The organism is Ramlibacter sp. (assembly GCF_035655895.1).
In the GTDB taxonomy this organism is placed as follows: domain Bacteria; phylum Pseudomonadota; class Gammaproteobacteria; order Burkholderiales; family Burkholderiaceae_C; genus Ramlibacter.
On record NZ_DASRTN010000004.1, the window covers coordinates 220,635 to 235,186 of the forward strand.

12 protein-coding genes are annotated in these 14,552 nt (G+C 72.1%); 6 read left to right on the forward strand and 6 right to left on the reverse strand.

What is annotated here, in order from left to right:
* The first annotated feature begins 136 nt into the window (after positions 1-136).
* Complete coding sequence (locus tag VFE82_RS03050) at positions 137-469, forward strand: DUF3072 domain-containing protein (RefSeq protein ID WP_324998762.1); 333 nt, start codon at positions 137-139, stop codon at positions 467-469.
* A 19-nt stretch (positions 470-488) separates the two neighbouring features.
* On the opposite strand, the gene VFE82_RS03055 is transcribed toward VFE82_RS03050, so the two are convergent.
* Complete coding sequence (locus VFE82_RS03055) at positions 489-1,070, reverse strand: NnrU family protein (RefSeq protein ID WP_324998780.1); 582 nt, start codon at positions 1,068-1,070, stop codon at positions 489-491.
* Positions 1,071-1,188: 118 nt separating this feature from the next.
* Between VFE82_RS03055 and VFE82_RS03060 the strand changes: the two genes are divergently transcribed.
* Complete coding sequence (locus VFE82_RS03060; RefSeq protein ID WP_324998763.1) at positions 1,189-4,371, forward strand: PAS domain S-box protein; 3,183 nt, start codon at positions 1,189-1,191, stop codon at positions 4,369-4,371.
* A gap of 50 nt (positions 4,372-4,421) precedes the next feature.
* Here VFE82_RS03060 and VFE82_RS03065 read toward each other — a convergent pair whose 3' ends face one another.
* Positions 4,422-5,609, reverse strand: coding sequence for an arabinose transporter (locus tag VFE82_RS03065; RefSeq protein WP_324998764.1), 1,188 nt, complete (start codon positions 5,607-5,609; stop codon positions 4,422-4,424).
* An 89-nt stretch (positions 5,610-5,698) separates the two neighbouring features.
* Here VFE82_RS03065 and queC point away from each other — a divergent pair, with 89 nt between their 5' ends.
* Positions 5,699-6,394: a 7-cyano-7-deazaguanine synthase QueC gene (gene queC / locus VFE82_RS03070; RefSeq protein ID WP_324998765.1), complete on the forward strand. Its 696-nt coding sequence runs from the start codon at positions 5,699-5,701 to the stop codon at positions 6,392-6,394.
* Here queC and VFE82_RS03075 read toward each other — a convergent pair.
* Entirely contained in the window at positions 6,379-7,011 is a 633-nt protein-coding gene (locus tag VFE82_RS03075) for a 3'-5' exonuclease (RefSeq protein WP_324998766.1), read from the reverse strand. The genes queC and VFE82_RS03075 overlap by 16 nt on opposite strands.
* A gap of 79 nt (positions 7,012-7,090) precedes the next feature.
* A complete protein-coding gene (locus tag VFE82_RS03080) occupies positions 7,091-8,116 on the reverse strand; it encodes an SDR family NAD(P)-dependent oxidoreductase (RefSeq protein WP_324998767.1) in 1,026 nt (341 codons plus the stop codon).
* 220 nt (positions 8,117-8,336) lie between these two features.
* Between VFE82_RS03080 and VFE82_RS03085 the strand changes: the two genes are divergently transcribed.
* On the forward strand, positions 8,337-8,594 hold the full coding sequence (locus tag VFE82_RS03085) for a hypothetical protein (RefSeq protein ID WP_324998768.1): 258 nt from the start codon (positions 8,337-8,339) through the stop codon (positions 8,592-8,594).
* Positions 8,595-8,607: 13 nt separating this feature from the next.
* Positions 8,608-8,832, forward strand: coding sequence for a DUF3606 domain-containing protein (locus VFE82_RS03090; protein WP_324998769.1), 225 nt, complete (start codon positions 8,608-8,610; stop codon positions 8,830-8,832).
* Positions 8,833-8,962: 130 nt separating this feature from the next.
* On the opposite strand, the gene VFE82_RS03095 is transcribed toward VFE82_RS03090, so the two are convergent.
* Complete coding sequence (locus tag VFE82_RS03095; protein ID WP_324998770.1) at positions 8,963-9,322, reverse strand: glutaminase; 360 nt, start codon at positions 9,320-9,322, stop codon at positions 8,963-8,965.
* Positions 9,323-9,602: 280 nt separating this feature from the next.
* On the opposite strand from VFE82_RS03095, the gene VFE82_RS03100 reads away from it, so the two are divergent.
* Positions 9,603-11,768, forward strand: coding sequence for a family 1 glycosylhydrolase (locus tag VFE82_RS03100; protein ID WP_324998772.1), 2,166 nt, complete (start codon positions 9,603-9,605; stop codon positions 11,766-11,768).
* Positions 11,769-11,853: 85 nt separating this feature from the next.
* Here VFE82_RS03100 and gyrB read toward each other — a convergent pair whose 3' ends face one another.
* The gene (gene gyrB, locus VFE82_RS03105; RefSeq protein WP_324998773.1) at positions 11,854-14,460 is read right to left on the reverse strand and encodes a DNA topoisomerase (ATP-hydrolyzing) subunit B; all 2,607 of its coding nucleotides are present in this window, start codon (positions 14,458-14,460) and stop codon (positions 11,854-11,856) included.
* Positions 14,461-14,552: the final 92 nt, after the last annotated feature.

Sequence of the window (14,552 nt, forward strand, 5' to 3'; positions counted from 1 at the left end):
CGCTGCAAGCGGGCGCAACAGCATCACTGTCAGCCGGATGCGAATCGCGCCTACAGCCCGGGCCGGCGACGGCACGAACACTGTGCTTATCGACAGCCCACGAGTGCAACCCATGACAGACAAGCACACCCAATCCATGGCCGAGCAGTCCAACATGGAGAAGGACCCGGCCGACTGGGTCACCGGCGACGAGCCGATGACCGGCGCTCAGCGCTCCTATCTGAAGACGCTGAGCGAGGAGGCGAAGGAGCCGTTCGACGAGACGCTGAGCAAGGCGGACGCCTCGCGCCGCATCGACGCACTGCAGGAGATCACCGGCCGGGGCTCGCATGGCCATGCGGGCCGGGACGCCGCCCCCGAACGAGCGGGGGCCGCCGGTGCGGACGGTGCCGCTGGCGCGGTGCAGGCCGACCAGGATCTTGCCGACGGCCGCGCCACGGCCGGCGTCGAAACCGTCTTCTCGCGCTGAGCCGTCCGGCTGGGTCGGCTCAGAACCCCAGCGGGCTCACGCCGAAGAGACGGGCGTGCGCCCACGTCACGAACACGGCGTAGAGCGCCGCACCGACCAGCACCGCAGTGGCGGTGCCGGCCGTCGTGCCCGCCGCGAACACCGTCTGGCGCGCCCGGTCGCGCCGGCGCAACGAGCGGAAGTCCAGCACCGCCCAGGCGAGGAACGCGCCGAACAGCACCACGTCGGCCAGGTTGCCGTTGGCCAGCAGGTGCGCCAGTGCCCAGAGCTTCACGCCGAGGACCATCGGATGGTGCAGGCGCGCGCGGATGCCGTTGCGCGGCACGTAGGCGGCGACCAGCAGCACGAACGACGGCAGCATCAGCAAGGCCGCCAGGTGGTTCATGCCGCGCGGGGGCGCCCACAGTGCCACCGGCTGCTGCCGGGCCAGGCCGTAGCCCCACACCAGCAAGGCGAATCCAGCCAGCGACACCCCCGTGTACAGCCCCTTCCAGCCGTTCTCGCCCAGCCGGCCGACCATCCGGCTGCGCCAGTCCTCGGCGACGATGCGGGTCGAGTGCACGCCCAGGAACAGGACCAATCCCAGCACCAGCACCGCCATCGCCATCGCGATCTCCATCGTTGAGCAGCCCCGATGATGGCGCTGCGGGAAAAGAAGTCCAGCACAAGTTACCGCCGTGCCATGCATGGCCGGGCTGCAATCGTTAGATTGACGCGACATGCCTTCGGGACCGACCCCATCAGGCCGCTGGGTGGCGCTGCGCGCCTGGCTCGTCGCGGCGTTGCTGGCGGTGGCCGTGCTCGGGCTGCACCAGGCGATCGAGCCGCTGATGCCCGGCCAGCCCCGGTTCATCGTGCTGCTTGCCGCGCCGATGCTGGCGGCCTGGATCGGCGGGCTGGGACCGGGCCTGCTGGCGGTGGTGCTGTGCGCGGTCGGAGGCCAGGCCTTGCAGGCCGAGCCGCGGTTCACGTGGGTGCCGCAGGACGCGCGCGAGTGGGCCAGGTTCGGCTTCTTCGTCGGCCTCGGTGGCCTCTCGGCCTGGCTGATCGCGACGCGGCGGATCGCGCTGCAGCACCTGCGGCGCGAGCACGCGCAGCTGCTGGCCACGCAGCACGCGCTCGCCGCGCGCGAGCGGCGGGTGCGCCAGACCTTCGAGGCGTCTCCTTCGGGCATGCTGCTGATCGAGCCCGATGGCCGCATCGCGCTGGCCAACCACGAGGCGGCGCGCCTGTTCGGGTACGCGGCCGACCAGCTCGCCGGACTCTCGATCACGCAGTTGCTCGCCGACCAGCCGCAGGGACCGCGTGCCGACGACCGGCCGGCGGAGCCGGAGAGCGCACGCCGCCTGCTGGGTGCAGGCGGCGAGCGGCTGGCCCGGCGCAGCGACGGCTCGCTGTTCGAGGTCGCCATCGGCCTGAACCTGCTGCAGGGCGAATCCGAGGGCCTGGTGCTCGCCTCGGTGCTGGACCGCACCGAGCAGCGCCGTGCCGAAGCCGCGTTGCGGCACAGCCAGGACCTGCTGCAACGCCTGTTCGAGACCAACCTGCTGGGCATCATGTGCTGGGACCTGGACGGCCGCGTGCTGGACGCCAACGACGAACTGCTGCGCATCTGGGGCCGCGAGCGGGCGGCACTGCACGGCGCCGAGGTCCGCTTGCCGGACCTGACGCCGCCCGAGTACGCGCTGCAGGACCAGCATGCCTTGCCGCAGCTGCGCGCGAGCGGGCAGCTTGCGCCGACGGAAAAGGAGTACCTGCGCCCGGACGGCAGTCGCATCTGGGTGCTGGTCGGCTCGGCGATGAGCGGCGAGTCGCTGGGCGTTTCCTTTGTGCTCGACATCTCCGAACGCAAGCGGGCCGAGATGGCCCTGCGCGAGAGCGAGCAGCGCGCGCGCGAGCTGGCCGGCCGGGCCGAGGCCGAACGCGCGATCCTCGATGCCACGCTCGAGTCCGCGCCGGCCGGCATCGTGCTGGCCGACACGCAGGGCCGGCCGGTGCGGTTCAACGCCGCCCATGCGCGGCTCTGGGGCGCTGCGCCGAGGACCGAGAGCATGGACGACTACCGCGAGTGGAAGGGCTGGTGGGCCGACCAGTCCGAGCTGCAGGGCGAGCCGATCGCGGCGCACGACTGGGCGATGGCGCGCGCACTGCGCGGCGAGACGGTGCGCGAGGACATCGTCGAGATCGAACCGTTCGACCAGCCCGGGCAGCGCCGCACCGTGGTCAGCAGTGCGGCACCGGTGCGCGATGCGCAGGGCCGCATCCTGGGCGCGGTGCTGGCGCAGACCGACGTCACGGCGCTGGTGGCGGCGCAGGCGGCGTTGCAGGAGAACGCGGCCATGTTCCAGTCGCTGGCCGACAACATCGCGCAGATGGCCTGGATGACCGATGCCGGCGGCTTCATCACCTGGTACAACCGCCGCTGGTTCGAGTACACCGGTGCCAGCATGGAGCAGATGAAGGAGGCGGGCTGGCAGTGGGTGCACCATCCGGACCACGTGGCGCGGGTGATCGCCAAGTTCCGTCGCCACGTCGCCAGCGGCGAGCCGTGGGAGGACACCTTCCCGCTGCGGGGACGGGATGGCGACTACCGCTGGTTCCTCTCGCGCGCCTTCCCGCTGCGCGACCAGGCCGGGCGCATCGTCAGCTGGTTCGGCACCAACACCGACGTCAACGCGCAGCGCCAGGCCGAGGAGGCGCTGCGCAACGCCGACCGCCGCAAGGACGAATTCATCGCGGTGCTGGCGCACGAGCTGCGCAACCCGCTGGCGCCGGTGCGCAACGCGGTCGAGATCCTCAAGCGCATCGGCAACGAGGACGCCCGGCTGGTGCGCACCCGCGACATCATCGGTCGGCAGGTGAGCCACATGGCCCGCCTGATCGACGACCTGCTCGACGTCAGCCGCATCGCGCGCGGGAAGCTGACCTTGCGCAAGGAGCCTTGCGACCTGGCCGCGATCGTCTGCCAGACCTGCGAGGACTACCGCGAGAGCCTCGAGGCCGCCGGCCAGAGGCTGGTGCTGCACGGCTGTGACGGCCCGGCCTGGGTGGAAGGCGATCCGGTGCGGCTGGCGCAGATGCTGGGCAACCTGCTGACCAACGCGGTGCGCTTCCAGCAGGGGCCGGGCACGGTGGAGGTCCGCACCCTGGTGGGCCGCCCCGCCGCGGCCGGCGCGGCGAGGGAGCCGGGCGTGCCCGAGGCACCGCCGGGCACGGTGCGCATCGTGGTCAGCGACACCGGCATCGGCATGGACAAGGAACTGCTGGGCCGGCTGTTCGATCCGTTCGCGCAGGCCACGCAGGACATCGCGCGCAGCAAGGGCGGGCTGGGCCTCGGGCTGGCGCTCACCAAGGGGCTGGCGGAGCTGCACGGCGGCGGCGTGATGGCCGACAGCGAGGGCCTGGGCCACGGCTCGCGCTTCATCATCACGCTGCCGCTGGCGCGCGCCGAACGGACGCAGCGCCCGCCACCACCGGGCACGGCCAGCCGCGCGGGGCTGCGCATCCTGGTGGTCGAGGACAACCACGATGCCGCCGCCACCCTGGGCGAGCTGCTGCAGCTCGGCGGGCACCAGGTGGAGCTGGCCTACGACGGCCGCACGGGCCTCGCGCTGGCGCGGCAGATGCGGCCCGACGTGGTGATCTCCGACCTGGGCCTTCCCGGCGAGCTGGATGGCTTTGACCTGGCCCGTGCCCTGCGGGCCGACGCCGCGACGGAGTCGGTGTACCTGATCGCGCTGTCGGGCTACGCCGATGCCTCGGCGCGGCGCCGCTGCACAGACGCCGGCTTCGATGCCCACCTGGCCAAGCCGCCCGACATCGCGGCGCTGGAGCAGGCCTTGTCGGCGGTCCGCCGGGCCACCGAGCACCTGCCAGCAGTGCCGGAGCGCACCGCGGTCTGACGGGGGCAGCGGGCGCCGGCCGCCCGTGCGTGGCCGGCCGGCGCCCGCGCTCAGCGCCGCACCATCCACCACGCCAGCCCGGCGGCGCCGAGCGCGCCGGCGGCGGCCACGAGGTAGACGGCTTGCAGGCCCGCGTGCAGCGCCAGCCAGCCGCCCAGCGGGCCGGCCAGTCCCATCGAGAGATCCTGGAACACCACGTAGCCGCCCATCGCGGCGCCACGGCTTTGCGGCGGGGCGCGGCGCACCGCCTCCACGCCGAAGCCCTGGAACGCGAGCGCGTAGCCGGCGCCGGTGAGCGCGGCGCCGGCGCAGGCCACCAGCACGCCCGGCGCGAGGCCGATCAGCGCCTGGCCCAGGGCTTCGGCCAGCATGCACCAGCCGGCCACGCGCGCCCCGCCCACGCGGTCGGGCAGGTGCCCGACCAGCAGGCGCGCGGCGATGAAGCCGGCGCCCAGGCTGGTGAAGGCCAGCGCGGCGCTGCCCCAGCCGCGCTGCACGAACAGCAGCGCGACGAAGGCGTTGATGGCGGCATAGCCGAACGAGGCCAGCGTCAGGGCGGCACCGGGCAGCTTGACGGCACCCAGCACCCGGTAGAACGGCGGCCGTTTCGCCTGCGTCGGCGCCACCGTGGGGATGCGGCGTGCGACCACGAACGCCAGCAGCGGCACCAGCACGGTGGCCAGCGCGATGCCCTCGAACCCGAAGCGGGCGTGCACGGCCGCGCCGATCGGGGCACCCAGGCCGTAGGCGGCGAACAGCGCCATGCCGATCCAGCCGATCACCTTGCCGGCGTGGGCGGGCCCGACCCGCGCCATCCCCCAGCTCAGGGCGGCGGTGATGATGAAGGCCTCGGCCACCCCGGTGGCCAGCCGGCCGGCGACGAGCGTGGCGAGCGACAGCGACGGCCCCGGCAGCGCCAGCGAAGCGAAGTACACGGCCCCGACGCCGCACGCACCCACCAGCCCGCCCAGGGCGGCGGCGCGCGGGCCGCGCAGGTCCGTCACCGCGCCCGACCAGCCGCGGCCCAGCAGGATCGCGGAGAGGTACTGCGCGCCCATCACGACGCCGACCACGAAGGTCCCCTGCCCCAGCGCATCGTGCACGTGGCGCGGCAGCACCGGCAGTGCCATGCCCATCGGGATGTAGCCGATGAAGACCATGGCCATCAGCGGCAGCAGCGGTCCGAAGGCGGAGAACAGCGAGTCGGCGGGAGCGGCGGAGGACGGTGCGGTGGACACGGGGCGCGGCCTGCGGTCGGAGGAAAGGCCCGAGTGTGCCTTGCCCCGCGCAGGCCGCGGCCGCGCGTGGCGCGGGCGACAATCGGCCGATGCACACGCGCGCCCTCGTCCTCTTCTCCGGCGGCCAGGACTCCGCCACCTGCCTGGCGTGGGCGCTGGAGCGCTACGCCCATGTGGAGACCGTCGGTTTCGACTACGGGCAGCGGCACCGGGTCGAGTTGCAGTGCCGCACCGCCTTCCTGCAGCGGCTGAAGTCCCGCTGCCCGCAATGGGCGCCCCGGCTGGGCGAGGACCACCTGCTGGACCTGTCGCTGCTGGGCCAGCTGAGCGACACGGCGCTCACGGCCGAACGGACCATCGCGTACCAGCAGAACGGCCTGCCCAACACCTTCGTGCCGGGTCGTAACCTGCTCTTCTTCACCTTCGCCGCTGCGCTGGCCTACCGGCGTGGCACCAGCGTGCTGGTGGGCGGGATGTGCGAGACCGACTACTCGGGCTACCCGGACTGCCGCGACGACACGCTCAAGGCGCTGCAGGTTGCGCTCGGGCTGGGGCTGGACACGCGGCTGGTGATCGAGACGCCGCTGATGTGGATCGACAAGGCCGCCACCTGGCGGCTCGCGCAGCAGCTGGGCGGTCCGGCACTGGTGGAGATGATCCGCGAGGAGACCCACAGCTGCTACATGGGCGACCACGCGACGCCGCACGCCTGGGGCTACGGCTGCGGCGCGTGCCCGGCCTGCGAACTGCGGGCCAGGGGCTGGGCGGCCTACGCCGCGGGCTGAGCCGGCGCGCCCTGCAGGTACTTCTCGATCACGCGCGGCATCGCGTGGCGGGCACTGCGCTGCACCTTGAGCAGCAGGTCGTGCCGGCACTCGCCCACGCCGTACTGCCGCCGCAGGTCGTGCCGGATCTGGCCGAGCAGCGCCGCCGCCACCTCGGCATCGGCCATCGCACGGTGCGCCCGCCCCGAGCACGGCAGCGAATGGAAGGCCGCCAGCGAACCCAGCTTGTGATTCGGTGCGTCCGGGTACAGCCGGCGCGACAGCAGCAGCGTGCAGGCGAACGCATGGCGGGCCGGCTGCCCTGCCCGCTCCAGCTCGGCGGCCCAGAAGCGCCGGTCGAACGAGGCGTTGTGCGCCACCATCGGCGTGTCGCCCACGAAGCGGGCGGCATAGGCCATCACGGCCTGCGCGGGCGGCGCCGTGGCGATCATCGCGTTGGTGATGCCCGTGTACGCCTCGATGAAGGCCGGGATGCGCACGCCGGCGTTCATCAGGCTCTGGAACCGGTCGACCTCGCGGTCGCCTTCCATCAGCACGATGGCGACCTCGGTGGCGCGATCTCCCAGGGTGGGCGACAGGCCGGTGGTCTCGAAGTCGATGACGGCGGTGCGGGGCATGCGCGAGGATAACGGCGGCGGCCCGCGCTCGCGACAGCAGTCCCGCCGGGCGCTCGGGATTGCCCGGCGCGGTGCCGCCTCAGCGCTGCGGCGGGGCCGGGTCCCGGCGCGCAGCATCCTCGCGCTGCATGCGCTCGCGCACGCCGCCCTCGATGGCGCGGCCCTCGCGCATCGGCGCGTGCAGCGAGCCGGCGGTGGGCGGTGCCGGCGGCGCGGTGTCGAACTGCTGGCGCTGCACGATGTCGGCGGAGATGCGCTCCGTGAGATCGGGCGCCAGCCAGTGCGAGAACGTCGCGAGGCTGGCCTTCCAGCCCACGGGCAGCTCCTCGCGCGGATGGAGCGAGACCCACACGATCGCGTCCACCACCTTCTGGGGATCGTCGAACAGGACCATGCGCGGCGTGCCGCCGCTGTAGTTCGCCGCGTGGGTGAAGAACGGCGTGTCGGTCGCCCAGGGCATGACGGTCGAGACCGAGATGCCCGTCTGACCGCTGAGCCGGATCTCCTCGTTCAGCGCACGGCCGAGGGACAGCACGGCGGCCTTGGAGGCCGAGTACGACGCGTGGTAGGCCAGCGGCACCTCGCTCTCCACCGAGCCGATGTTCACCAGCGACCCCTGTCCCTGCGCCCGGAACTGCCGCATCGCCACGTGGCTGCCGTGGATCACGCCCTTGACGTTCACGTCGATCACCCGGGCATGGTCGGCCACCGGGATGTCCTCGAACCGCCCGATCGCGCCGACGGCGGCGTTGTTGATCCAGACGTCGATGCGGCCGAACCGCGCCACGGCCGCCTGTGCCAGCCGCGCCATCTCCTCGGGGCGGGCCACGTCGGTGGTCACCACCAGCGCCTGCCCGCCGGCCGCCGCCACCTGGGTGCCGACCTCCTGCAGCAGGTCGGTGCGGCGCGCCGCCAGCACGACGTTGGCGCGCATCGCGCCCAGCTGCTGGGCCACGCCGCGGCCGAAGCCGCTGGAGGCGCCGGTGACCACGAAGGTCTTGCCTGCCACGTCGTCCGGCCGCACCGGGCCGACGACGGCGCAGCCCGCCATCAGCAACGCCAGCCAGGCGAGCAGCAAGCGTGGGAAGAGGCGGCCGATGCGCATCGGGATGCTCCGGTGGGGACGGGGGGCCGATTCTGCGGGGCGGCCGCCCCGCGTCGAGCTCGGCCTGGCGCCAACGCGCAGGCGTCCTACATGCTCGGCCGCAGGCCGGTCGGTGCGCGGTGGCGGATGTTCACGCGATGCGCCGCGTGGACGCGCCGTCTGCCTACACCGCGGACGCCGCGCCGGCGGCAAGCTTGTGGGCCGGAAAGGATGGTGGAACGTGCGTGAATTCCTGAAGAAGGCGACCGATCTGGTGAGCCGTGCCAAGCCGGCCCCGACGCCGGTGGCGCCACCCGGTGGGCTGGATGCGACCTCGCGCTCGCTCGATGTGGCGCGCACCATGCTCAAGGCCGCCGTCGCCACCTTCCGCGAGGAACTGCGCAAGGGCGCCTGCGAGCGGCGGGTCAATGAAGCCCGCTCGGCCGTGGTGTTCTGGCGCGAGCGGATGCAGGCGCTGATGCTGGGCAGCGGTCACTGATCCCATCGGGATCATGGCGGACGACGCGACCAACCTTGCCCGGCAGGACGCCGAGCGCATCCCCGCTGGCGACGAGCAGGCGGTGCAGGCCTGGGCCCGGCGCCTGAGCACCACGCCCGAGCGCCTGCGTGCCGCCATCGCGGCTGTGGGCGACCGCGTGCACGACGTGCGGGTGCAGCTGGGCCATGCATCGCCCGCGGGCGAGTTGCCCCGGCCGATGCAGAACGCGGCAGACTGACCCTGCGGCGCGGCGCGCGCCTCAGCCTTCCTCGCCCAACTGGCCGAACAGGTCCAGCCCCCCACGCCCCGGAGCGCTCGCGCAGGCCGTGCACGGTGCGCACGCGGTGGCCCGAGCGGTCCAGCGGCGGCTAGAAGGCTGCCAACCCCACGCGGCCGGGCACCACGGCGATGATCCCGCCGCTGACGCCGCTCTGGCCTGGCAACCCCACCAAGCAGGCCCACTTGCCGGCCGAGTCAGCTATGCCGGTGCACATCACGCTCAGGATCTCGGGCACGCCGTGCCGCGGCACGGCCAGCCGGTGAGCGGGTGTCGGCCGCCCGCGGTGGCAATCGCGAACACATCGGAATCTGCCTTGGCCAGCCCGCCGATGTAGTCGGCCCGCTCCCTTCGCGGACACCGGCGTCGCGCGTGCAGTGCCTGCAGGAATCGGGATCGGTCGCCCATCTGCGCATGCTGTCCGGGAGGTGCCCGGGCGTGTCGGAGGCACGGCGCACGGGGCCTGGTCGACGCAGGCGGATGGCGCGTGCCCTCCGGCCGGCGGCCGGCGCGACGCAACAAGGCCGTCCTACGCCGTGGCGTCCGGGTCGGCCACAGACTGTGTCCATGCCAACCCCACGTGACCTGCGCGAACACAGGTCCTCCGCCGGCCGGCCGGTGCCCTGACCGACCCCTGCGCCTCGCCCCTTGTCCTGGCGCGCACGCCGCGCGCCCCTCCACCCTCCCCCTTTTTCCTGGAGCCCGGCCCGATCACTCGGGTGGGCCACTGCATGCCTTCACACCACCCGCCGGCCGCTGCCGCCAATCCTTCGTCCGACCTCGAGATCGAGTTGTGGGGCGGCCACGAATGCACCGTCAACCGGGTCGGTGACCGCTGGTTCGACCAGACCCCGCTCAGCGGCCATGAACACCGGGTGAGCGACCTCGAACTGGTGGCCGGCCTGGGCATGCGCTCGGTGCGGTATCCCGCGCTGTGGGAGCGCATCGCACCGCGGCACCCGCATGCCTGCGACTTCGCCTGGACCGACGGACGCATGGCCGAGTTTCAGAGGCTCGGCCTGCAGCCGATCCTGACCTTGTGCCACCACGGCAGCGGCCCGCATTACACCAGCCTGCTGCACGACACCTTCGCGGCCGGCCTGGCCCGGCATGCGGGACTGGTGGCGCGGCGCTATCCCTGGGTGCGCGACTGGACGCCGGTGAACGAACCGCTGACGACGGCGCGCTTCAGTGCCCTGTACGGCTTCTGGTATCCGCACCTGGCGGACGAAGGCGCCTTCTGGCGCGTGCTGCTGAACGAGATCGACGCCACGCGGCTGTCGATGCGGGCGATCCGCGCGGTGAACCCCGCCGCCCGGCTGATCCAGACCGACGACCTTGGGTTCGTGCATGCGACCCCTCCGCTGCAGGCCGAGGCCGACCACGTGAACGAGCGCCGGTGGATGACCTGGGACCTGCTGTGCGGCCACGTCGTCCCCGGCCACGCCTTGTGGGATCGGCTGGTGGCCTTCGGACTGGAAGAGCGCCTGCGGCAGATCGCCGACGACCCGTGCCCGCCCGACGTGGTCGGCGTCAACCACTACCTGTCGAGCGAGCGCCTGTTCGACCACCGGCTCGAGCGCTACGAGCACCGCTCGCTGGCCGACCGCCGGGTGTGGGATGCGGACGGCACCCCGCACGTCGACGTCGATGCGATCCGGCACCTGCGCACCGGCGTGCTCGGTCCGGCCGCGTTGCTGGCGCAGGCCTGGGCGCGCTACGGCCTGCCGATCGCCGTGACCGAGTGCCACAACGGCACCAGCCGCGAGGAGCAGGTGCGCTGGTTCGTCGAGGTCTGGGACACGGCGCGGCAGCTGCGGCGCGAAGGCGTCGACATCCGCGCCGTCACGGCGTGGTCGCTGCTCGGCTCGTACGACTGGAACCGGATGGTGACGCGCTCGGCCGGGCACTACGAGCCGGGCGTCTTCGACGTGCGCTCGGGCCAGCCCCGGCCCACGCTGCTGGCGCACGTGCTGCGCGACCTCGCCAGCGGCCGCACGCCTGTGGCGCCCGGCCTGCACGTGCCCGGCTGGTGGCGGCGCGAGTCGCGCTTCCGGGACACGCCACCGTCGAACGACCGGCTGTTCCAGTTGCCGGCCGATCGCTCGGACCCGCAGGCTGCTGCCGCCTTGCTGATCGTGTCGGACGACGGGCCGCTCGCGCAGGTGGTTGCACGCGCCTGCGAGAGCCGGGGGCTGCACTACGTGCTGGCCGGCGAGCAGGAGGCCGTTGCCGTGCTGCGGCGCTTGCAGCCCTGGGCGCTGCTGGACGCCGTCGATCGCGACCGGCTGTGTCCGTCGTGGGCGAACGAGACACTGCCACCAGCGGGGCGCGGCGGCCGCGACCAGCTGGTGCAGGCCGGCGAGCAGCTGGGGGTGCCGTGTGCCGCCTTCGCGCGGTTCGACGGCGCCGCGCGCGCGCAGGCGCAGACCGGGGCCTTGCTGCTGGCCTGCACGGGGCCGGTGTACACGCCCTGGGACCGGGCAGCCCCCGCCGTTGCCATGCTCGATGCGCTCGACCGCGCGCAGCCGCTCGACGCGGCCAGCGCCCCCTGGGACCTGGTCTACGGCCCCGACCTGGTGGATGGTGTGCTCGACCTGCTGCTGGACGGCGTGCGCGGCCCGGTGTCCTTCCTCCCGCGCGAGAGCTGGACCGAGGCGGAATTCGCCTCCGTGCTGGCGGCAGTGGCCGACCGCGACCCGACCCTGGTGGCTGGCGCCGGCAGCCGCGACGCGGACGGCGCGGAGCTGGCCGCCTGGCGCGCCAGCTCGCACCTGCCCCTGGCCGAGACCACGCTGGAGCGCTTCGTGCGCGAAGCGCGGCAGGCGCGGCCGGCGGGCCTGCCGGTCGTCGACTGCGGCCATGAGGCACCGGATCGGGGACGGCTGGCCGCCTGACCGTCGCAGCTGCGACCGCGCCGTGGGGTCAGGGCGAAGCTGCCGGCCGCGGCGGATGCCGCGCGCGCGCCGACGCTGCCGCTTCTCAGACGTCGATGTTCGCCGCCCGCAGCGCGTTCGTCTCGATGAAATCCCGGCGCGGCTCCACCTCGTCGCCCATCAGCATCGTGAACACGCGGTCGGCCTCGATCGCGTCGTCGATCTGCACGCGCAGCAGGCGGCGCACGTTCGGGTCCATCGTGGTTTCCCACAGCTGCTCGGGGTTCATCTCGCCCAGGCCCTTGTAGCGCTGGCGCGCGGTGCTGCGTTCGGCCTCGCCGATCAGCCAGCGCATGGCCTGGCGGAAATCGTTGACGCGCTCTTCCTTCGCGCGCTCGCCTTCGCCGCGGCGCACGGTGGCGCCTTCGTGCAGCAGGCCGCGGAAGGTGTCGGCGGCGTCGGCCAGCGCCTTGTAGTCGGCGCCGTGCACGAAGTCCTGGGTGATGACGCTGGACTTCACGTTGCCGTGGTGGCGGCGGCTGATGCGCAGGATCGGCTTGTCGGTGCGCGCATCGAACTCGCTGGCCACCTCGGCCGGCGCCGCGTTGGTCATGCGGTCCAGTTCCTGCAGCTTGGCTTGCAGCGCGAGCGCCGACGCTTCGGCTTCCGGCACGGTGTCAAGGTTGATGTGCACGCCGTCGGCGATGGCGCGCAGCGCCTCCTGGTCCATGAAGCCGGACAGGCGGTGGATCACGCCTTCGGCCACCTGGTGCTTGCGCGCCAGTTCGGCCAGCGTCTCCCCGCTGATCACCGTGGGTGCGTCGCCGCCGGTGCTGACGCTGGCGCCATTCAGCGCGATGCGCAGCAGGAAGGCGTCCAGGTCGTTCTGCCCCTGCAGGTACAGCTCCTCCTTGCCGGCCTTGACCTTGTACAGGGGTGGCTGCGCGATGTAGATGTGGCCGCGCTCGACCAGTTCGGGCATCTGCCGGTAGAAGAACGTCAGCAGCAGCGTGCGGATGTGCGCGCCGTCGACGTCGGCGTCGGTCATGATGATGATGCGGTGGTAGCGCAGCTTGGCGACGTTGAAGTCGTCGGCGCCGTTGCCGCCACCCGTGGTGCTGGCCTTGCCGATGCCGGTGCCCAGCGCGGTGATCAGCGTCAGGATCTCGTTGCTGGTCAGCAGCTTCTCGTAGCGCGCCTTCTCCACGTTCAGGATCTTGCCGCGCAGCGGCAGGATGGCCTGGAACTTGCGGTCGCGGCCCTGCTTGGCGCTGCCGCCGGCGGAGTCACCCTCGACGATGTAGATCTCGCACAGCGCGGGGTCCTTCTCCTGGCAGTCGGCCAGCTTGCCCGGCAGGCCCATGCCGTCGAGCACGCCCTTGCGGCGGGTCATCTCGCGGGCCTTGCGCGCGGCCTCGCGTGCCTTGGCCGCCTCGATGATCTTGCCGACGATGATCTTGGCGTCGTTGGGCCGCTCCTGCAGGTAGTCGCTGAGGGTGCGGGCCACCACGTCCTCGACCGGGCCGCGCACTTCGCTGGAGACCAGCTTGTCCTTGGTCTGGCTGGAGAACTTGGGCTCGGGCACCTTGACGCTGAGCACGCAGGTGAGGCCCTCGCGCATGTCGTCGCCGGAGACTTCGACCTTGGCCTTCTTGGCCAGGTCGTTCTCCTCGATGTACTTGTTGATCACCCGCGTCATCGCGGCGCGCAGGCCGGTCAGGTGGGTGCCGCCGTCGCGCTGCGGGATGTTGTTGGTGAAGCAGAGCACCTGCTCGTTGTAGCCGCTGTTCCACTGCATGGCGACCTCGACACCGATGTTGGTGTTCTGGTCGCTCTGGCGGTCGCCCATGGCGACGAAAGCGTTCGGGTGCAGGACGCTCTTGCCTTTGTTGATGTAGTCGACGAAACCCTTGACGCCGCCGGCGCCGGAGAAGTCGTCGGTCTTGCCCGAGCGCTCGTCGGTCAGCTTGATGTTCACGCCGTTGTTCAGGAAGGACAGCTCGCGCAGCCGCTTCGAGAGGATCTCGTAGTGGAAGTCGTTGTTCTCCTTGAAGATCTCGGTGTCCGGCAGGAAGTGCACCTCGGTGCCGCGCTTGTCGGTGTCGCCCAGGATGGTCATGGGCCGCACTTCGACACCGTCGCGCATCTCGGTGGCGGCGTTCTGCGGGATGCCCTTGCTGAACTCCATCACGTGCACCTTGCCCTCGCGGCGCACCGTCAGGCGCAGCATCTTCGAGAGCGCGTTCACGCAGCTGACGCCCACGCCGTGCAGGCCGCCCGAGACCTTGTAGCTGTTCTGGTTGAACTTGCCGCCGGCGTGCAGCTCGGTCAGGGCGATCTCGGCGGCCGAGCGCTTGGGCTCGTGCTTGTCGTCCATCTTGATGCCGGTCGGGATGCCCCGGCCGTTGTCCACCACACTGATGGAGTTGTCGCTGTGGATGGTCACGACGATGTCGTCGCAGTGGCCGGCCAGGGCCTCGTCGATCGAGTTGTCGACCACCTCGAACACCAGGTGGTGCAGGCCGGTGCCGTCGGACGTGTCGCCGATGTACATGCCGGGCCGCTTGCGCACCGCCTCCAGCCCTTCCAGGATCTGGATCGACGACTCGCCGTAGGCCGCGCTGGCGCCCGCCTGGTTGGTGTCGATCTGCGGCTGGAAGTTGGAGCTTTCCTCGCCGGGGACGCCGGTGTTCACGTTGTTGGTGTCAGACATACACGCACTTCTCTCAAACGCTTGAAGGACCAAACCCGCCGGGGCGGGCGGGTCTGGGCCGGGTTGTCGTGGCTCCTGCGCGCAGGAGCCAC